General features: G+C 61.2%; 14 protein-coding genes. 5 read left to right on the top strand and 9 right to left on the bottom strand.

Features of this window, described 5'->3' with window-relative positions; all coding sequences use genetic code 11:
- Positions 1–108 precede the first annotated feature (108 nt).
- From tssE to tssH, 4 genes are all read left to right on the top strand, one after another.
- A complete protein-coding gene (tssE, locus tag ACX3M4_RS02960) occupies positions 109–660 on the top strand; it encodes a type VI secretion system baseplate subunit TssE (RefSeq protein WP_459357111.1) in 552 nt (183 codons plus the stop codon).
- Positions 657–2,654, top strand: a complete 1,998-nt coding sequence (gene tssF / locus ACX3M4_RS02955; RefSeq protein WP_459357110.1) for a type VI secretion system baseplate subunit TssF — start codon at positions 657–659, stop codon at positions 2,652–2,654. Before tssE ends, tssF begins: the two co-directional genes overlap by 4 nt.
- The gene (gene tssG / locus ACX3M4_RS02950; RefSeq protein ID WP_459357109.1) at positions 2,651–4,429 is read left to right on the top strand and encodes a type VI secretion system baseplate subunit TssG; all 1,779 of its coding nucleotides are present in this window, start codon (positions 2,651–2,653) and stop codon (positions 4,427–4,429) included. Before tssF ends, tssG begins: the two co-directional genes overlap by 4 nt.
- A gap of 114 nt (positions 4,430–4,543) precedes the next feature.
- Complete coding sequence (gene tssH, locus ACX3M4_RS02945; RefSeq protein ID WP_459357108.1) at positions 4,544–7,375, top strand: type VI secretion system ATPase TssH; 2,832 nt, start codon at positions 4,544–4,546, stop codon at positions 7,373–7,375.
- Positions 7,376–7,475: 100 nt separating this feature from the next.
- On the opposite strand, the gene ACX3M4_RS02940 is transcribed toward tssH, so the two are convergent.
- The 7 genes from ACX3M4_RS02940 to ACX3M4_RS02910 form a co-directional block, all read right to left on the bottom strand.
- Positions 7,476–7,772: a PAAR domain-containing protein gene (locus ACX3M4_RS02940; protein ID WP_459357107.1), complete on the bottom strand. Its 297-nt coding sequence runs from the start codon at positions 7,770–7,772 to the stop codon at positions 7,476–7,478.
- Positions 7,773–7,870: 98 nt separating this feature from the next.
- A complete protein-coding gene (locus tag ACX3M4_RS02935; RefSeq protein ID WP_459357106.1) occupies positions 7,871–9,886 on the bottom strand; it encodes a M23 family metallopeptidase in 2,016 nt (671 codons plus the stop codon).
- Between the two features lie 126 nt (positions 9,887–10,012).
- On the bottom strand, positions 10,013–11,950 hold the full coding sequence (locus ACX3M4_RS02930; RefSeq protein ID WP_459357105.1) for an adenylate/guanylate cyclase domain-containing protein: 1,938 nt from the start codon (positions 11,948–11,950) through the stop codon (positions 10,013–10,015).
- Positions 11,947–12,624 carry a hypothetical protein gene (locus ACX3M4_RS02925; RefSeq protein WP_459357104.1) on the bottom strand — a complete coding sequence of 226 codons (678 nt, stop codon included), beginning with the start codon at positions 12,622–12,624 and terminating at the stop codon, positions 11,947–11,949. The genes ACX3M4_RS02930 and ACX3M4_RS02925 overlap by 4 nt, the downstream gene beginning before the upstream one ends.
- A 261-nt stretch (positions 12,625–12,885) precedes the next feature.
- Complete coding sequence (locus tag ACX3M4_RS02920; protein WP_459357103.1) at positions 12,886–14,514, bottom strand: caspase family protein; 1,629 nt, start codon at positions 14,512–14,514, stop codon at positions 12,886–12,888.
- Positions 14,515–14,537: 23 nt separating this feature from the next.
- Positions 14,538–14,822, bottom strand: coding sequence for a hypothetical protein (locus ACX3M4_RS02915; RefSeq protein WP_459357102.1), 285 nt, complete (start codon positions 14,820–14,822; stop codon positions 14,538–14,540).
- A gap of 19 nt (positions 14,823–14,841) precedes the next feature.
- The gene (locus ACX3M4_RS02910; protein ID WP_459357101.1) at positions 14,842–17,415 is read right to left on the bottom strand and encodes a caspase family protein; all 2,574 of its coding nucleotides are present in this window, start codon (positions 17,413–17,415) and stop codon (positions 14,842–14,844) included.
- A gap of 438 nt (positions 17,416–17,853) precedes the next feature.
- Between ACX3M4_RS02910 and ACX3M4_RS02905 the strand changes: the two genes are divergently transcribed.
- Positions 17,854–18,705 (top strand): GNAT family N-acetyltransferase, encoded by an 852-nt coding sequence (locus ACX3M4_RS02905; RefSeq protein ID WP_459357100.1) that lies wholly within the window; start codon positions 17,854–17,856, stop codon positions 18,703–18,705.
- A gap of 15 nt (positions 18,706–18,720) precedes the next feature.
- Here ACX3M4_RS02905 and lhpI read toward each other — a convergent pair whose 3' ends face one another.
- Together lhpI and ACX3M4_RS02895 are read right to left on the bottom strand one after the other, a co-directional pair.
- Positions 18,721–19,665: a bifunctional Delta(1)-pyrroline-2-carboxylate/Delta(1)-piperideine-2-carboxylate reductase gene (gene lhpI, locus ACX3M4_RS02900; RefSeq protein WP_459357099.1), complete on the bottom strand. Its 945-nt coding sequence runs from the start codon at positions 19,663–19,665 to the stop codon at positions 18,721–18,723.
- A 102-nt stretch (positions 19,666–19,767) separates the two neighbouring features.
- Positions 19,768–20,868 carry a calcium:cation antiporter gene (locus ACX3M4_RS02895; RefSeq protein ID WP_459357098.1) on the bottom strand — a complete coding sequence of 367 codons (1,101 nt, stop codon included), beginning with the start codon at positions 20,866–20,868 and terminating at the stop codon, positions 19,768–19,770.
- Positions 20,869–20,978: the final 110 nt, after the last annotated feature.

Raw genomic sequence — 20,978 nt, 5'->3', positions numbered from 1 at the left:
GCGCGGCAGCCTCTTGCTTTTCAGTGACTTATCGGGTCCGATCCCGGGACGGGTTTCCGTCGAAAAAACAAAAGATTTCAGGGGCAGCAGTCAGCGTGGGCATGGCCAATGGCTAAATCGACAGCGAAAATGCACTCCCCGCTGATGTGGGCCTTCCGGGCTATGGACGACCCGGACTACAAGGCCGCGCAAGCCCGCCGCAAGGAAGAGCAGAAAGACGGGCGGCTCAAATCGGGCCGCAGGCTGTCACGCAGCTACGGCGTATCGGAACATACGTTGATTGCCGAAGTCCGCCACGATCTTCAAGCGCTTCTCAATACGGTCAATCTCAATTCCACGCAGGACCTTTCCGACTTTCCCGAAGTCGCGACCTCCATCATCAATTACGGTCTGCCGGATCTCTCTGTCCATATCGTCGATACCGTCCGCATCGACCGGTTGGCCGACGACATTCGAGAAGCGCTGATCCGCTTCGAACCGCGTATGGACCCACGCACACTTCAGGTTCATCGCGACGAAAACGCGGAGGGCGAAACCTTCAAGGTCCGTTTCATTATCAAGGCCGAAATCCGCTGCGATCCAGTCAGGATCGGCAGTGAATTCATCGCCGATGTCGATCCCGCCTTCGGCCGCATCAAGATCATCGGGGCGACCGCATGAACCGGGAATTTCTGGATCTCTACAATCAGGAACTGACCTATCTCCGGGAACAGGGCGCTTCCTTCGCCGAGGCCTATCCGGCAGTCGCCGAACGCCTGGGCGGTCTGCTGGAGGATAGCTCGGACCCGATGCTGTCGGGACTGCTGGAAGGAACCGCGTTTCTATCAGCGCGCGTTCAGCTGAAGATGAAACACGAATTCGCGGAATTCACCTCCAATCTCTTCGAGCAGCTCTATCCCACCGCCCTCGCCCCGATCCCGTCCCTCGTGTTGGCCCGCATCACGCCGAAATACGGCGACGCGAACCTGCGCAATGGCATCAGGATCGCCCGGCATGCGCCGATGGAGGCGGTTTTCCGGGAAAGACAGGGGGAAGTGCGTTGCCGCTTCACCCTGACGGCTCCCGTCATGCTGACGCCGCTGGAACTGACCGGTGCGAAATATCTGAGTTCCGCCGCACAGGTTTCGGGGCTGGGCGCGGCGATGGCCGAGGACCGGCGTACGCGGGCCGGCCTTTCGATCACCTTGACCCACCGCATGGCTGAGGACCCGGAAAACGAAGTCTCCGCGAAAGACGCGCTGAAGAAGCCGGAATACCAGGTCTCTGGCTGCCGCATAGAGAGCCTGCCTATCCGTCTGATCGGTCCTCTGGATCTTGCGGCCAGGGTCTATGAACAGATCTTCGGCCACACGATCGCACTCTATCTTCGCACCGAAGACGCCTATGGACAGGCAAGCCTGCAGCGCCTGCCGGTCGATGCGATCGAGCAGCTCGGTTTTGACGAGGAAGATGCGCTTCTGCACAATGACCTGCGTCTCTTCACAGGTTTCGATCACCTGCGTGACTATTTCAACTTCCCACGCAGCTATCTGGGCTTCCGCCTGACGGGCCTGCGCCGCTATCTCGACCGTATCCGCGCCAAGTCCTTCGATGTGATCTTCGTATTCGACGAAGCGGAAAGCCGGTTGCCGGCACATGTTGAGAAAAAGATCTTCGCCCTGCATGCGGCCCCGGCCGTCAACCTCTTCGAACGGCAGACCGACCGGGTGCCGATCAAGAAAGGCCAGCATGAATTTGCGGTCATCACCGACCGCACACGGCCGATCGACTATGAAGTCCATTCGGTGACGGAAGTGTTTGCCCATTTCTCGGGTGGTGAAAAGCGGCCGGTGGAACCTCTCTACAGCGTCGCACCGGATACGGAAAAGGCAGGGCATGAATGGTTCTACACCATCCGCCGGCTGCCCCGCCGCCAATCCTCCTCCGAAATCCGCCGCATGCAGCCGAGCCCCTATATCGGCACGGAAACCTTCGTTTCGATCTCCAGTGGTGCGCAGGCTGCTGCGCTGCTTCAGACCGGAAAGAAGCGCCTTGCCGAACTCTCCCTGAAGGTGCTTGCATCCAACCGGGCGCTTGCCGCAGACCTTCCCGTCGGCTCAAATCCGGAGACGTCCGACATCGGCGACTTCCGCGTGCTGGAGGATATCGGCCTCAAGGTCGACTGTGTTGCCGGCCCAACCCAGCCGCGACCGCCGCTTCTTTCCTACAACGAACGCCTCGGCGAGCAAGGCCATGCCGGAGCGATTGCGTGGCGCCTCATCAACATTCTGGCGCTCAATCACACCGGATTGGTTCACGACGCCGCCGGGGCCGATGGCCGCTCCTTCCGCGATCTGCTGAGCGTGTTCGCTCCCCTCGCCGACAGCGCAGCGGACCGTCAGGCGCAATCCGTCCGATCGGTCTCCACCCGTCCAGTCGTTCGACGGCTGCAGCAGAAGTCCGGCACCGGCGTTGCCAGGGGCCTCGAAGTCACGATCACACTCGACGACAAGGCCTTCGAGGGGGCAAGTGCCTTCCTGCTTGGCGCAGTGCTTGACCGCTTCATCGCCGAATATGCCTCGATCAATCATTTCACCCAATGCGTCATCGCAACCACGGACCGCGGCGTCATCATGAAATGGCCCCCCCGGATCGGTGCGAAAGGGGTGCTATGAGCGGCACCAAGGACAAATCCAAGGCCAAGACACGCGTCGTGCGCGACAAGACAGTTGTGCGCCCGGGTGCCGGCCTGGAAGCCGTCTGGCCTGAAGCCGGCAAGAGTGCGGCACCAAGTGATGACCCGACGCCCGCCGAAACAACCGAGATCTCCGAGCCGGACCTCAAGGCAGAAGAGCCGGAGACGTCATCCGATACACCGATAAAGTCGCAAGCGATAAAATCGGATGAAACAACGAACTCCGAGCAGGAGACGGCAGTCAAAGCCGACGCGGAAGAACCACATTCGGAAATGATCTGGCCAGATCCCGCCGACGGGCCCACGGCGTTTCCGGAAGAAGCGCAATCAGACGCGGAGGGGGAGACCGCACCGCCGGAAGTGAAAACTGGTCCCGCGCCGGAAAATGCAGAAGCGGCTTCATCGCCCGCGATGCAATCGCAAGCGGTCACTCAAGATGCCTCAAGCGCGGATACGCCTACCGTCGACGAAAATGCTTCACAGCCTGACGAGACGACCGAAGAGGATCCGGCCCCGGCTGAGCCGGAATTGATTGAAACTCCACCTGCATCCGAGATGATTCAGGACGACGAAGACCAACCGCCACCGGAGGCACCGCGGATCGAAGTTCCGGTCCAGCAGCAATATGCTTCGCTCCTCTCCGCCCTCGGTGATCGCATCCAGCAGCATCCCGGCGGTCACGATCTCCTGGCGGTGCTGCGCATGCTGGAAGGTCAGACCGCACCAGGTGCGGCCTCCAAGGGCATGGACCCCAAGAAGGCCGACGAGCCCGCCCCGCCCCGGATCGGCAAAAGCCGCCGGACGATGGAAGATATCGTCCGTTTTGGCCAGGACCCCTCCAGCGAATTCGCAACATCGACAATCGAACGCGCGACCAGGGATCCGGACGGCGGTCTCGTTCTGCTGGAACGCTTCCTCGGCCTGCTCGGTCCCCACGGCGCTCTGCCCTCGGCCTATACGGACGAGGCGATCATGCGGGGCCTACGGGGCGACGACAGCTTTCCGCGCTTCCTCGACCTCTTCAACAACCGCTTCATCCAGCTGTTCTTTCGCGCCTGGGCCGATGCCAGACCCATAGTGCAGCATGACCGGCCCGACGATGACCGTTTCCTGGCCTATCTCGGCTCCGCAATCGGCATCGGCTCGCCGATCTTCCGCGATCTCGACCGTATCGATGACCGCCTGAAGCTGCTTTATGCGGGCCTGATGTCGCCCAAGACCAAGAGCCCTGCCCGGCTGAAGGCGCTGATCACCGGCGTCTTCGGGGTCAAGGTCGAGATCGACCAGTGTGTCGGCACCTGGCTGCATCTTGACAAGGACGACCAGCTGCGGCTTGGCAGCTTCGGCCCGGGCGGCGCCGGCGCGCTCGGCTTCGACACCATTGTCGGCGCCAAGGTCTACAGCGTCAGCGACAAGATCCGCATCCGGATCTTCACACGCTCACTCGACGAATACCGGAAATTCCTGCCGCCGACCCGTACCAGGCCCAACCCGTGGACAGAGAAGCTGTTCGATCTCATCGATTTCTATCTTGGTCTGGAAATCGAATACGAAATCGAGCTGGCGTTGCCGAAACGTTGCGCTTCGTCTGTAGAGATGAACCGCAACAACTCCGCGACGCTCGGCCATATCGGCTGGTTGAAACCGGCAACACAGGAAGAAGACACACCTCCTCCGCCCGACGGAGAGGACGAAGAGATGCTCACCGACACCCGTTTCCGGCCTGTGCGCCGGCACACTGCAGTCTATCAGTAGAACAGGCGCCGATTGTCATCGGCAAGGCGCTCGAATGATTTGAAATCGTACCCCTTTTGGATGTTCAATCGATCCGATCGAACATCCGCAGATCCAGTCTGAAGGACCGTTGCCATGAGTGACATTACGGTAGAAAACGTTGCCTACAAGATCAATTCCGTCGCCTATGCCAGCCTCGACAAGGCGATGCGGCTGACCAAGGACGCAGGCCACCGGAACCTGGAGCTGCTGCACTGGTTCTATTATCTGATCCGGGACGAAAGCACCGATTTCAGCATGATCCTGCGCCATTTCGATGTCGACTTCGGCACCGTGGACAAGGATCTGCAGGCGGCGATCGCGGAACTGAAGATCAACCAGACCGAACTGCCGTCCATGTCCAAGCCTTTCCGGGAAGCCCTGGAAGGCGCCTGGTTCGTCGGCACGCTTTCCTTCGCCGACTACAAGATCCGCTCGGCCTATGTGCTGCTTGCGGTTCTGGGTGACGAATCCTCCCGGACGCAACTCTTCCGGCTGTCGTCGGCCCTCAACAAGCTGAAGCGCGACGAAATCGCAAGCAATCTGGATGCAATCGCCGGAAATTCCGGCGAGGTTCGCGCCGGACCGATTGACGGCTCCGGCGCCAAGGCGGCCTCTGCCACACCGGGCGAAGGACCGGCGGAACCCTTTACGGGTGCAGGCGGACCCGGCGAGGAAGCCCTGCGTCAGTTCACGGTCGACTTCACCGCCCGCGCGCGCAACGAAGAATTCGATCCAATCGTCGGCCGCGACGAGGAAATCCGTCAGGTTATCGACGTCCTGATGCGGCGTCGGCAGAACAACCCGATCTTGACCGGTGAAGCCGGTGTCGGCAAGACGGCTATTGTCGAAGGCTTCGCCCAGAAAATTGTTGCCGGCGATGTACCACCCGCGCTGATCGGCACCCGGCTCTGCGCCCTCGATCTCGGCCTGCTTCAAGCCGGCGCTTCGATGAAGGGTGAATTCGAGAAGCGGCTGCGTGCCGTGATCGACGCCGTTCACGGGTCAATCGTACCGACCATCCTCTTCATCGACGAAGCCCACACCCTGGTTGGCGCCGGTGGTGCGGCCGGTACGGGCGATGCAGCCAATCTCCTGAAACCGGCGCTTGCCCGCGGCACCCTGCGCACCGTTGCCGCCACCACCTGGTCGGAATACCGACAGCATTTCGAGAAGGATCCGGCTCTTACCCGCCGCTTCCAGCCGGTGCAAGTCGATGAGCCGGACGAAGAAAAGTGCTTCGCCATGGTGCGCGGCCTGCTCGGACCGATGGAAGAGCACCACCAGGTGCGTATCCTCGACAGCGCCGTGCGCTCCGCCGTGTCCCTTTCACACCGCTATATCCCGGCCCGCCAGTTGCCGGACAAGGCTGTCAGCGTGCTCGACACGGCATCCGCACGTGTGAACATTTCCCAGGCTGCGCTTCCGGCCAGACTTCTGGACCTGACGGCGCGCAAAGGCTTTCTGGAGACGGAAAAAACGGCGCTCACCAACGATGCCGAACTCGGCATGGAGAACCAGGAAAAGCTCGACGCCCTGACGGCGGCCATTGAGGAGACCGAAAACAGGATCGAAACCGTCCGCGCCGATTGGGAACGCGAGCGCAAGCTGGTGGCGGAAATCCGGCGCCTCAACAGAGCTCTTACTGAGCTGCGCGGAGGTGAACCCGCACCACATCCCGAAAGCGAAGAGATCGACGATCCGGAAAAGAAAGGCCCGGCTCTCGTCCCGATCGACAAGATCGAGCTGGATCTCGACGTGGATCTTACCAGCGAAGAAGCAATCCGCGCCGCGCTTACGGCCAAGCGGACGGAACTCTCTGCGATCCCCGAAGACGACCGCATGGTCTACGCCTATGTGGACGACGAGGCGGTTGCCAGCATCATTTCCGACTGGACCGGCATTCCGGTCGGCCGGATGGTGCAGGACGAAATGCAGACAATTCTCAACCTCACCGACAGCCTCAACAAGCGGGTCATCGGTCAGGCCCACGGCCTTGCCATGATCGCCAAGCGCATCGAGACCAGTCGCGCCCAGCTCGGCAACCCGGACAAGCCTATCGGCGTCTTCATGCTCTGCGGCCCTTCAGGCGTCGGCAAGACCGAAACGGCACTCGCCCTGGCCGAAACGCTTTATGGCGGCGAAGATCATCTCATCACGATCAACATGTCGGAATTCCAGGAAGCCCATTCTGTCTCCGGTCTCAAGGGCGCGCCTCCTGGCTATGTCGGCTACGGCGAAGGCGGCCGCCTGACGGAGGCCGTGCGGCGCAAGCCCTATTCCGTGGTGCTGCTGGACGAAGTGGAAAAAGCCCATCCGGACGTGCATGAAATCTTCTTCCAGGTCTTCGACAAGGGCTGGATGGAAGACGGCATGGGACGCCGGATCGACTTCCGCAACACGCTGATCCTGCTGACCTCGAATGTCGGCACGGAGGTGATCATGCATGCGGCCGGCAACATGCTGGATACGCCGGTCTCCAGTGATCCAGGCATGGCGGCGGCGGACCCGAACGCCCCCGACCCGGAAAAGCTCGCCGAAGAGCTGCGCCCCTCTCTTCTGGATGTGTTTCCGCCCGCACTCCTCGGCCGTATCGTCACCATTCCCTATTATCCGCTGTCGCCATCCATGCTCGGCTTCATCGTTCGCCTGCAGCTCAATCGCATCGTCAAGCGCGTGAAGCAGAACCGGGGCGCGACGCTCTCCTACGGCGAAGATGTGGTCGCGCATATCGTCTCGCTCTGCCGCGATCCGGACAGCGGCGGGCGCATGATCGACAACATCCTGACCAACGACCTTCTGCCGAAACTGTCACGGGCGTTCCTGACAGCCCAGATGAACGGCGAGGAAGTCGCTAATGTGTCGCTGAAGGCAGGCGATCAGGGTATTGAAATCGTGATTGGCGAGGCAGCCGAAGCCGCTGCCTGAGAAAGCTTTCTGAAAAAGCGCGCCCGGCTGAACGGTCTACGTACAGCCGGGCTTATTTTTCTGAACTTCGGAAACGGTTCTGACGTTCCCGCAAGAAATATCAGATGCCGATCAGGACGGTGAACTCGCCGGTCGTGATGATACCGCCCTTCAAGGTCGGGTCGCCGATCCGCGCAGCAGGCAGCTTGCCGATCAGCACCGTGGGCGAGCCGAAGACGATCGGATCGACATTGGCCGGCGGCGGTCCGACACAGGCGCACAGGTCAGTCACACGCGCGGCGGGCCGTTTGCCGATCAGGACAGTGACCATGCAGGGCGGGATGATTGGCAGACCCGGTGGAATCGGTGTCATCGGGCATACGTGGAAGTCGCCAAGTCGGGCTGCGGGAGGTCCCATGATCGCCTCAAAGCTGATTGCGGTTCTGAAAAGAATATACCATCACCTTGGGTCAAACCGGGATGCAGATCACAAATCCGGCCATCGACGGCTGAAACTTACTGCACTGTCAGGATTTCAGCGATTTCCGCCCTGTAGCCTTGCAGGTCGTTGCTGGCGACCGATTGCGGTGCGTCCGCCCCTGTTTCCATTTCAAAGGCGAGCGGATCCGTCGGTTCCCCCCTGTGGCGGATTTCGAAATGAAGATGCGGCCCGGTCGACAGGCCCGTTGTGCCGATATAGCCGATCAAGTCGCCGGCCTGGACGACCGAACCGAGTTCGATCCCGTCCGCGAATTTCAGCATATGCGCATAACGGCTTGTGATGCCGTCCTTGTGGGTCAGTTCAATGAAGTTGCCATAGCCGCCGCGCACATCGCGATAGGTGACTTTGCCGGAGAACGCTGCGTGGATCGGTGTTCCGGAAGGCGCCGCCCAGTCGACGCCGGCATGCAGCCGTTCGATTTTCTTGATCGGATGGAACCGCATGCCGAATTTCGATGTCAGCACGCCTTTCACCGGCACCAGCATGGCCCCGGAAACGCTGACCTTGCCGCCCTCGTTGACGCAGGCAAAGCCGCGGTTGCCTGGCGCCTTGAGGACATAACAGCGAACCGACCAGTTATCGCCCTGGCGCACGCCCGCAAACAATACCCTGCCACCACCGCGTTTCTCGTCGCGCGGTGAATCGGTGAAGATCAGCATGAAGCGCTCGTCCGGTTTGACGTCGCGCTTCAGGTCGGTTGTGGGTGCCAGATAGGCGATCGCCTCGCCCACGATGGAAGCGGGCACGGCATTGCGGACGGCGGTTGCATAGAGCCCGTCAATGAGGCGGATGCTCTTGGCGGGCGCAGCTTTTTGATCGTTCGCGACCTTTTCCTGCACGATGGTTTTGCCGAACCAGGGATCGGCGCCGCCGACATAACTGCCGCCATCCGGCCCCGGCGAATAGGAGGCTGTCCCAAGATAGCCGTCCTTTGCATAGATGGACATCTGCACCGGCCGGTAATAGTCACCGATCCGGCCGACCTTGTTGGGCATCCGGACACCCCTGACGGCGATCTTGTCGCCCGCGACCAGATCGCTCTTGCTGAAGGTATTGCGGGCATAGTCGACCAACGGATCGAGCACCTCTTCGTCAAACCCGTTGGTCTTTAGGAATTCCTTCAAGGCGGTGGCCTTCGGCACTTCCATCTTGACCTCGATCCGGCTTGGTCCCTGCCCGATCGGCCGTTCGCTCATGTAGAGATTGAGCGTGTCCGTGTCGGGTTTCAAAAAGACCGGAAGGTCGGGCGACGTGGCCGTCGCGTCTGGCTCCTCTTCGACCTGCAGGTCCGCGGACTGTTCACCGCCGCCGAAATTGCCGAACTGGAAATCCGCCTCGCTGCCGGGTGCGCGGATGACGAGATCGCCATTTTCGTCAAGCATTTCGCTGTCCAGCACGTAAGCGACAACCGCAGGAATGGCGAGCGGACCGCTGCCGCTTGCAGAATCTGGCACCGGGCGCTCGGTCAGCTCGATCCGTGTGTTCGCGGCCCCGCCCCCCAGCAGCACCGGGTCGCCGGCCAGCGGTATGACTGCCGACAGGGCCATGTCGAAGAACGGGTCGGCGGGAATGTCCAGCTCTTCGTCGTTCGCCAACGTGGTGTCGCTGTCCTGTGGCGGGACTGGCGTATCCTCCACGATGGGATCGTCTGCTCCAACGTCACCGGCTTCCACGGCAACCGGTTCTTCCGGTTGGTTTGCCGCAATCTCCTGCCCGCCTGTGAACTTCGGCTCTGAAAAGGAAATGGCGCCGGAGGTGATGAGATGAGCAACACCCCCGACCGCACCGCCGAGCACCAGGCAACCGGCGGCAAGCGCAGCATAAAGCCCGAGCGGAGACCGCCTGCGCGCGGGCTTTGGCGGTGCAGCGGGCGGCCTGGGTGGTTTTGGCGCCGGCGGGTCCGAAGGCTGTCCCATAGCGGCTGAACCGTGCTTGCCTCGTGCCGGAACGATGATCGTCCGGTCGAACTCGGGACGATGGCTCCTTTGGCCGGGGCTGCCTTTGTCCTGGTTATGAGGCCATTCAACCATGTGGAAACCCTGAAGCGGCAGCAACAATGCTGCTCAAGTCCGGTGAAACTCCGGCGAAACGCGTTGTCCCGATCATGCCGGAAGCCGCGAAAAGATGCAAAAGCCACTGGGGACCTTTGAGCCGCGTCAGCGGGGAAATTTCAACAGATTGGCACGATCCTGTTCAGCCGGCGTGACGCCGGGACGCTCGGCGTCCTCCATGAACAGTTCCGGCCTGTCGAGCGTATAGACCGCCATATCGGTGCTGAGACCGCGCAACCTTCCCGACCAGATTTCCACCTTGGGATATCTCCCGGGCAGCTTTTCGGCCACCGATTGGCTGACAGCCAGACGAACCTTCTTGTCCTTGGCAACGGATTCGATCCGGCTAGCGGTGTTGACGGTCGTCCCCATCACCGTGAAGGAGCGCCGGTGAACACCGCCGATATCGCCGACCAGCACCGGGCCGGCATTGAGAGCGATACGAAGATCGAGTGGCTGCTGACCGGTGATGGTCCTTATGTGGTCCAGTAGGCCGATGATCTCCACGGCGGCATCGACCGACGCCTGTTCGGGATTTTTGACCGTATTCGGCGCATTCCAGACCGCCATGATGGCGTCACCTATGTATTTGTCGATATAGCCCTGATGCTTGGTGATGACCTTGCCTATCGCATCGAAACAGGAATTGACGACCCGCACCACATCCCTGTCCGCAAGGCTCTCCGACATCTTGGTGAAGCCGACGATATCGATGAAGGCGACGACCACGTGCCGTGTGTCGCCACCCAGTTCAGGCAGCTGTTCCGAGCGCGCCATCTGCCGGATGACGTCCGGCGCAAGGTAGTGACCGAACAGGCGAACGAGCGACCGCTGGCGGCGTTGCAGGATGCTGATCTTGCCGACGGCAGACACGACCATGGCGCTGACACAGGCAACCGGCGCAACGCCGGGAGAAATAAGCAAGCCAGCCTCAAGCCCCAGAAAACTGACACTCAGGCCGACAAAAGCTCCCAGAAGCGCAACCGGCAGGAGTGCGGTCAACGGCAGAAGCAAGCCTGCCAGCGTGCCGGCGACGGCAAATAGGACGGCCAGTGCCGGCAAGCTGCCCGCGGGAGGCTCCACAGCGATCCGGCCAGTCAGCGCAGCACCGGCAAGATCGGCCAGCATGAACACGCCGGCGGTGTAATCCGTCAGGTATTGCGGCCTTCCGGTCACCCCTGTTGCCGCCAGATCCGGAGCGATCCGCGGCAGGAACCGGTCGGAATAATAATGATGATCTTCCGTCGGCAGCAGACCGCCGAAGAGAACGGCCTTGCCGTCAAACTGCTTCTTCAGTTCTTCGCGCCCCTCTTCCGTGTCCGACATTTCGAGGATGTCGATGAAGGAGAAATAAGGCTGTGAGCTTGCGAGCCGCGCATAGGGTATGGCGAGGTATTCCCCAGGAACGGTAGCCCCGGACTGCTCGAGCAGCGCGTCGATCATGTGGCGGGTGCTGCCCGTCACCTCGGCCGGATCGTGCCGCCGGACAACGCCGTCACTGTCGGGCGTCACGATGACGGAACGCACGCCCCCATCCCCGGCGGCGCCGCTGAAGGACCGATGCGGCACTCCGAGTTGCGCGGAGGCGATAAAAACCTTGCCGCGATTGGAAAAGAGAAAGCGTTTGAAGGTGGTGTCGTAACCGTTGAGGCGGGCTTCACCGGAATTCGGATCGACAAAACCGTCGGCATTATAGGAAAAAATGAAATCGTAGCCGACCGCCAGGGCACCGGCATCGAGCACCGCCTGGCCCGCCTTGGCCAGAAGCGGGGTCATCAGAACGCGCGGCAATGTCTGAAGCCGCTCGGAATCGAGCGACGCCTGGTCGAGGCCGACAACCACCACCGGCGCCGGGAGCATCTCCCGGTTCGCCGTGAAGGTGGCCCTGATCTGGAACAGGCGGTCAATGAACCAGCCTTCCCAGATGGCCTTCTTTGCGGATAAACCGATGGCGATACCTGCACTTACCGCAACAAGGGCGATTAGGAGGATCAGCTTCTTCCGGCCAAGGGTTGCATCCGCGAACCGGCCGCCTGATGTCATTTCACGATGACAACCGCGGTGTTCCGATCAACCTCTTTCGGATCGATCGTGATCGTGCGCATGACGACGCCGTAATCGGGTGCCTTGCCCTGCAGGAACAGTTCAACCTCGACGGCATTGTTTTCTGCTTCGCGGTCAGGCATCGCCGTCAAAATGTTGTCGAGAGAATCGAACCGCTTGGGTTCGCCACCATCAAAGGACACAAAGACGGTGTCGTACTGGTCGCGCAGCTTGTCGTCGAAGCGCAGCATCAGCGAGGCCGCCTTCTTGTTTTTCAGGTCCAGGCTCCGCAGCGTGACGGTCAGGCCCTTCTCGGCTGTCTGATTTTCCGAACCGCTTTCCGCCTGTAGGCAATTGCCCGCACGCAGGACTTCCTGTTCGCCGCCTTCCTGCGCATAACCGCCGGAGGAAACCTTCACGACACCCGCGGTCAGACGGACTTCCTGGCAAGCGGAATAGTCGAGCAGATCGATATGGCCGGACGCGCCGAGATCGACAACATCGCCAGGCATCAGTTCGGTGAAGGCGGAAACACCGACGTCTTCCGACTTGTCCAGGACCAGCGCGATCGGATCTGCCAGAGCGATGCCGGCACTTGCGCCAAACAGAAGGGCAGCCATTCCGGTCACCCGCAAACTTCGCCTCGACGAGGCTTTTTCAGATACGTGTTTCATGACGATCTCCTGGTTCATCTTTCATCTTTGCGGCCTGGCCCGCACAAGGGTCAAGCACATTCGCTATGATCCGATAATACCAAAGGATGGCAAAATGAGTGTGGCCATGGTCACATAAAAGAGTTTTGTGTGGCAACAGGATAGACCAGGTTCGCAGCCGCAAGCACGCTGGGCTCATGCGAATAGATTTCACGCGACTTTTGGGTCTGTTTGACCCGCGTCTTATATCGAAAACCCGGTTCCCGCTTTTCGCGGCACCTTTTATCCGGCGGGCTGGGTGTAAACACCCGCAATGCCTATTCCTTCCGCCGACTGATCGATCAGCTGCAGCAGCTTCGGCATCAGGTCGGCACTCAGGGGCTGGCCGTCAAGGGCTGAGAGAACACCGACCAGTTGCGGCATCGGCTCGCTGGACCGCAGCATCACGATATGATCCGCCCCGAAAGGCAATGCGGCGCGCAGATTCAGTATATAAGGCTTTGCCGCGGAGATGGTCGTGTCCTTGCCGAGCGGATCGGCCTTCCTGTCGGGCGCCAGCAGGCGCAAGGTTCCGTCGGCTTCAAGTGCAATGACCACCATGTTGCCGGCACTCTCGGATGTCAGTCCCACCTTGAAGGGAGAGCCTTCGGGAATATGACCGACGGACGGCTGCAGATTGCCTTCGATCGGCTGGCGTTCCAGCGACAGCGCATAGAGATCAGAGAGAAACAGCCATTTTGAGACGACCGCCGCAAAACCGTCCGCGTTGACCGCCCTTCCCTTCAGCACCACATCGCCGAACTTGGTCAGGACGTCGCCTTCCTCGATATCCCAGAACAGATCGGCAGTCCCGTCGTTGATCACTTTCAGCCGGCCGTCCTGGCCGGCGGCGAGTTTCTGAAGAACAGGTCCCGCCGTTTCGGTGCTTGCGGCAAGGGTCAGCACGCCCCCGTCCCGCTCCCACATCTGGTTGTTGACCCGTGGCAGAACCGCGGACCGGGTGTCCCCGCCGACGCTCAGGCTGGGCGATTGCCGTCCTTCGGTGGCGATGCGCACCGTCTCCCTTAGAAACAGGCTCAGCTCCTCCATGGAGATGCCGCCGTCCTTGTCGAGATCCGCGCGCCCCTCCACACCCCGGGCAAAAGCCCAGCTGAGAGCGCCGCGCGGCTCCCCTGCGATCTGCAATTCGGGGATGACCTGACCGTCGACGGTCGCGCCGACATAAACCACATTCGGCAGTTCCTGCATGTCCGTTGCGGACGTATCGGCCTCCACCTTTGCCAGAAAAGGTGGCAAAGGGCTGGAGCGCAAGACATCGTTCTCGAAGGGCGGCAAACCCACCAGCCGTGTTCCAAGCCGCTTGATGCGCGGATCGATGGACCGGGTCATTGTGCCGGAATGACAGCTGTCGGCCAGCACCAGCACGCTTCGCCCGCCTGCGGCGAGCAACATCGCGGCGATGTCGTCGTCCCTGAGGCGTTCGCCGTTTCCAGGCGCATTCAGATCGAAGCCGGACAGAATGAAGACCTCATCCAGTCCGTCTTCCTCCGATCCCTTCACCCATTCCGGTTCCTGGGCGCCGTGCCCTGCATAGGAAAGCACAAGAACGTCGTCCTGATCCGCCCGTTCGACGAGATTTTCCCACGCAGTGAGGACCGCTTGACGTGAGGCGGCCGCGTCGTACAGCGTCGTCAGGTCCGAGACACCCGCCGCCTTGAGCGTGTCGGCAATGTCGCGAGCATCATTGACCGCACCTTTCAGCGGCGCAACGTTTTCATAGGCATCGACGCCGATGACGAGCGCCCGCCACTGCCCGGCCGTTGCGGGTGCTGCAAAAGCCAGCGCCGACAAGAGGGCGCAGCTGGCCGTCCCCACGATTTGACGGAGAATCTGATTGAGGAACGCGGTCATCGGATAACTCACAAGAAATGGCTTTAACCCCAGGATCCGCCGCCGCCGCCGCCAGGACCGCTGCCACCGCCTCCGCTATTTCCACCGCCGCTGTTGCCGCCGCCGCTATTACCGCCGCCGCTGTTACCGCCGTTGTTGTTGTCCTTCGGGTCGGTGGTGATTGCGGGCGTGCGCCGGGTGGTCGACGTGGATTTGGTACTCTTTGCCTTGACAGACGGTTTTGAACTCGTCGCATTCTGGTATTGGCATCCCGAAACCAGGATTGAAAGAGCTGCCAGGAAGGGCAATACGCGCAAGAGTGATCGCATCGAAATCTCCTTTGTTTACTTAAAACAGATCGTACCTTGGCCTGTTCTGTTCCCACTGATATTTGACGAGAGCGACCAGGGCCTCGTCTCCGTCAACGGGAGCACGCCCCGAGGTGTTGAAAAATTCCGTCAGGGCGTCGCGGGTCTTTCGGCCCGGCTGCCCGTCCACTGGCCCGGGATCGAAGCCTAGGTCGGTCAGGGCTTGTTGCAGCACCTTGGCCTTGAGCGGCTTGCCTGCCTTGGCAAGCTCCCCTTTTGCCTGTTCGGCGGCCGGAGACGACGGATCGACGGCTTCCGCCAGCGCCAGCATGCGGATCCGGTCACGGCCCGCCTCCTCACCGTCTTTCTGACCCAGCATATAGGCCGTGTTGAACGCGCCCCAGGCATCGCCGCGCAGAGCACTTTCCCGGAACCAGCGGGTTGCCTCGTCTGTGTCCTTTTCGACGCCCTGGCCGTTGAAATAGAGCAGCCCGAGGGCCGTCCCGGCTGCCGGATGGCCACCGTCATGCGCCTTCTGGAACCAGCCAAGTGCTGCCGTATAGTCCTGCGGCACTCCTTTGCCGTCCCGGTAGAGCGTACCCATGTTCAGGTAGCCGTAAATATCGGAGCGCGACGCGGAGCGATTGTAGTAATAAACTGCCCTGTCGACGTTCTCGCCGACATGCTGCCCGTTGAGGTAGAACCCGCCGATGGCGTTGTAGGAGAAGGTGTGGCCTGCCTCCACCGACTGCAGCAGTTTTTCCAGACCCGCCTTTTCGTTCTGGCCGGTACCCTCGCCCTTGATCTCGGCCATGCCAAGGGAATGCAGCGCATAGGCATCGCCGCGTTCGGCGGCCTTGCGATAGAGGTCGACGGCCTTTTCCCGGTTCCGGTCGATGCCGGCGCCAAGGTAATACATGCGTCCGAGCACCTGTCCGGCCCGCACATGACCCATTTGATAGGCCTGCTCGAAATAACCGCTCGCCTTCTTCAACTCGCCAGCCGCAAAGGCCCCGCGGCCACGCTGGAAGACAAAACGGCCGATGCCGGGATAGGCGGCCATGGCTTCGGCGCAGGCCTTGTCGACGGCGGCCGGATCAAGCGCGTTCGCCAGCCGTCCCTCGGTTACGGCCTGCAGGTCGAAAGGCTGGGTCGCCAGCTGGTCACATTGCGTCACCCTCGGCTGGACCAGCTGGGTCACGGTCCTGACCGCTTCCCCCTCCGTCGCCGGGAGCTCCAGCGCGAACTGCCGCGCGGCTTTTTCACTGCCGATCTGGGGTCGCACGGTCAAGGTCGCCAAACCGGAAACCGGGAAGCGGTCGCCGGGCTGCAGCAGCCTGCCTTCGGAAGAAAGCTGCAGGTCGGTATCAAGAGAAACCACCTTCAGCCAGTCACTGGTCGCCGGCAGGTCGGCGACGGGCGCTTTCGGGTAAACCGTCACGGGCCCGACGCCGATATCGGCGTCAACCGAGCCTGAGGCTGTCGTTTCCGCAAGCCACGCGAGCAAGGCTTCCAGGTGTTGCTTGCGTGTCTCTTCCGCCGGGTCGGCCTCGTCCACCGTGCCAGCCTGTGCGACAGTGATGGAGGCGATTGCCGAGGCGGTCCCGCCCCAGTCGTCCTCGACCTCATAGGAAATCAGTTCGACATCGCCCGCGCTGGAACCAACCGGTGCGAATTCAAGCTTTGCCAGATCGGCGGCTGGGATCACTTCGCCTTCCGTAACGCTGCGCCCGTCCGGCAGGCGCAGTTCGCCCTTTTCCGGCAGCAGCGTCAGTTTTGCCTTGAGCGACCCGCCTTCGGGCTGCACGGGTTCGGGAATACCGAGTGCGACAGCCTCGCCGCTGACCGGAACGCTCACCCGGTGGTGAGCCGTGACGATGGGCGCGGGCTTCGGCGGGACAAAATAGAAATTGGTGACGAGGGTCGAGTCCTCGTAGGGGATCTGCTGACCGCCGGTCATCTTGACGACCTGGTCGCGCACCTTCGTCATCAGGTCCTTGATTTCGAGCGCCGGATTGAGCGCATTGTCCACGACCGAGGACGTGAAGGGGCTCATCGGGCCTTCGCCGTCATAAGCCACCTGACCCGGGCGCGTTGCATAGGAAATAAAGGCCCCGAGCTTGTTCGGTATCCGGCGCAGGCCCCTGGTCTTGCCGAGCGAATATTCCTCCTCGCCCCAGAAGAGCTTGCCGATCTCGAACGGATTGTCGCGGCAGGCATCCAGCATGACGATCTGCAGGCTGGAGGCGGCCTTCATGTAGTCGAGAAGATGGGAAACCTTGAGGCTCTCGAATTCCAGATCGTACTCGGAAGAGAGCTTGGCATCGACCGGCAGGATGAAATTCGCATCCCCTACCTGAAGCGCATGGCCGGAATAATAGAAAAGCGCCGTGTCGCCGTCGGTAAGCTCGCGCAGGAAGCGCCGGACGACCTGTTCAAGGCCTTTCTTGTCCAGATTGGTGCCGAGCGTCACATCGAAATCGGCCTCCTGCAGGATCCGCGCGATTTCCTTTGTGTCGTTGACCGGGTTCACCAGCGGCTCGACATACTGATAGTCCTGGTTGCCGATCACCAGCGCAACGCGGCGACCGGCTTCCGGCGATGTTGCGGCCACGGCGCCAGACGTGGTGAGCCCAAGCCCGAGAGGCAGGCTGACCAGTCCGATCCGGACTGCCCGTTTTAGAATGCCAACAGGCCTGGAAGCCGTTGATGTACCTGACCGAACATGACGCGGTCTATAATCCCGTATCTGCATATCATCCTCAGCGCTGTAACCGTCCTGATACTCTTGCGCTTGAGCTGTTGCCTGTCTGTGACGAAACTCACATGGCGGGCCTTCCGGCTCAAAGGCGTCCGGTGCCCCCAAAGGGTGTGAACTCGTAAATACCCTAAGGGAAAGTGATACATACTTGCAGCCCGGACGCAAGCTCGTCTGCGCAGACAAGTGGTACGGTCACCTCAACCCGGCAGGACAAAGCCCCGGATTTGAGGATTTTCATACCCGCCGAGTCATCCTACGTTGCTAAAAAGAAATGCGACAACCGGAGTTCCGATGTCCGACACGCTGAATATCCGCAGACTGCGGGAAAACGAGATCCATATTCCGCTGGAAATGGCGATGGAAGAAGGCTGGAATCCAGGCCTTGAGGACGGTCCCGCCTTTTATGCCGCTGACCCCAACGGCTATTTCTGCGGCGAGATCGGCGGCAGCCTCGTCAACGTTATCTCCGCGGTCCGCTCCGGCGATACTTTCGGCTTCATCGGGCTCTACATCTGCAGGCGTGAGTTCCGGACGCAGGGCTACGGCCATAAGATCTGGCGCCACGCCATGGACTATCTCGCCAATCGGGTGATCGGCCTCGATGCCGTCAACGAACAGACCGCCAGTTATGCCGAACACGGCTTCAGATCTGTCTATCGAAATGTCCGCCAGACCGGAATCTCGCTGTGCGACACCCCGATGGACGCGCGACTTGCGCCGATCGGCCAGGGACTTTTTCCGTCCATCCGCGATTATGACCGCCGCTTCTTTCCCGCCCCGCGCACCGATTTTCTCCAGCTTTGGACAGCGCCCATGCTGGAAACACGCCGGGGCTTCGCTTTTGTCGAGGATGGCGAGGTCAAGGGCTATGGCGTCCTGCGCCAATGCCACGAAGGCTTCAAGATCGGACCGCTTTTTGCAGATACGCCGGAGATCGCCGACACGCTTTTCCAGGCTCTTGCCGGCCAGGTGAAAGGCCAGACTGTCATCCTCGATACGCCGGAGCCGAACGCGGCAGCCCTACTGATTGCCGAAAAATACGAGCTCTCCCCGGAATTCGAGACCTTCCGAATGTATCGCGGCGTCGTGCCCGACTTGCCTCTGGATCAAATCTTCGGCATCACGACCTTCGAACTCGGCTAAGCGGCCAATTCGCGTTCAATGCTCCACATTGCGATAGGCGAGAATGGCACCGGCGAGATCCTCCAGTGCAGCCCCCACCGACTTGAACATGGTCACCGCATCATCCGATTCCCGGCCCGGATGCTCACCGCGGCATAGCTCGTAGAGATCGGCCTTGATGTCGTGGCGGGAAATCAGGCCGGATTGCAGCGGCTGCACGATGTCACCGCCTTCCGACAGACAGCCTTCGCGGGTGTCGACGAAGATCTCGGCCCGCTTGACGACATCGTCGTCGCTCTCGCGCATCGTCGGCTTGAAAGCCCCGACCAGATCCACATGCGCCCCGGGTTTCAGCAAAGCCCCCTTGATCAGCGGTTCGGATGAGAGCGTCGCTGCGCTGACGATATCCGCTTCGCCAAGTGCCTCCTTCAGGCTCCTGGCGGCCTTCAGCTTCACCGGAAACTGCTCCGACAGCGAGCGTGCGAATTCCTCCGCCTTCTCCTTCGACCGGCCCCAGATGGTGACTTCGTCGATGGAGCGGACCGCCATGTGCGCGGCAATGAGGTTCGGCGCCAGCCGTCCGGTGCCGAGCACCAGCAGATGACGGGCGTCGGATCGCGCCAGATAGCTGGCTGCCAGCGCCGAGGCGGCAGCCGTCCGCCGCGCCGTCAGCTCCCCGCCATCGATGAGCGCCAGCATCTCGCCGGTCCGGGCGTCGGACAGAAGATACTGGGCGGCAACGGCCGGCAGATTGCGCTCCGAATTGCCCGGCACCACGTTGACCACCTTCACGCCGGCATAGCCCCCCGGCACCCAGGCGGGCATCAACAGAACGGTCGCATCCGGTTCCCCCGGAATTTCCATGTCGTGATGATGACGCTTCGGCATCACGCAGCCGGACCGGAACATTTCCGCCAGCGCATCGATCAGATCGGGAAAAGGCAGGGCGTCGCGGGTCTGGTCTTCGGACAAAAGCAGCATCTTGGGCCATTCGGTTGAGGGTTGGATTTTACCGATACAAACCACATTCGCTTTTCGGCTCCAAGCCGTTGACCCGTCGAACAGTACGCAAACCGGAAAAATTCAGGACAAATCGAAGATCATCATCACATAGGCAGCAAAGAGCGCCAGGTGAACCGCCCCCTGCAGATAGCTGGTCGTCCTCGTGCCGAAGGTCAGCAGACTGACGAAGAGCGTCAGTACCAGCAGGATGATGTCTGCGGGCTCCAGGCCGAGCTCGATGCGAAGCCCCGTGATCCAGCCGACAAGAAGAACGGCCGGAACCGTCAGGCCGATTGTCGCCACCGCCGAGCCGAGGCAGATATTGACCGCCCGCTGCAGCTTGTTGTCCCGCGCCGCCTGCAGCGCGCTGAGGCCCTCCGGCATCAGCACCAGAGCCGCAACGATGAACCCGCTCAGCGCCAGCGGCGCACCGAGCCCTTCGATGCCGAATTCCACATAGAGCGCCAGCTTCTTGGACAGGAGAATGATCGGCAGCAGCGCACCGAAAAGACCGGCGACATGAAACGGTATCGTGCGTACGACAACACCGTGATGGTGATCGTCCCCCTCTTCCGCGTCTGGCTGGCAGAAGATGTCGCTATGGGTGACTGTCTGGATTGCCAGGAAGACGCCGTAAAGCAGCAGGCACATCACCACATCGAAACCGGCCTGCAAAGGCGACAATTCCCCGCCCGGCGCGGAATGGGTGATCCGCGGCAAGACCAGCGCAAAGATGGCAAGCGGCACCAGAACTGACAGGAACGCATTGGCGCCTTGCAGATTGTAGGTCTGGTTCTTGTGGCGCAGTCCTCCGGCCAGGAGGCAGACGCCCACCAACCCGTTCAAGACGATCATGACGACGGAAAACATCGTGTTGCGCGCCATGGTCGGCACGGCGTCTCCCGACAGCATGATCGCGACGATGAGCGCCACCTCGATCCCGATCACCGCGAGTGTCAGGATAAGCGTGCCGAAAGGTTCGCCAAGAATGGTCGCCAGGCACTCGGCGTGCCGCACGACTGAGAATGCGCACCACATCACGGTGGCAAAGATCACCGCAAGCAGGAGGAGCGACGGCACGATGCCGACGGCGTCCGGTTTCAAGGTATCGCCTGCGAGAACGAAGAGGGCAAAGACCGCAAATCCGGTCAGACTTGGCAATTCAGATTTGAGATGGGTCACGTGGAGATCCGGACAGGCAGGAACAACCGTGCGGCAAGTATAGGCTGTGCAAGCACATTCCTTCAACAGGCGGCGGGCGGCCTCCAAAAGAAAAGGCCGGTGCAATGCAC

This window comes from Roseibium sp. M-1, from assembly GCF_054515675.1.
The sequence above is the reverse complement of the archived record's forward strand: the minus strand, read 5'-3'. Positions and strand labels throughout refer to the sequence as shown.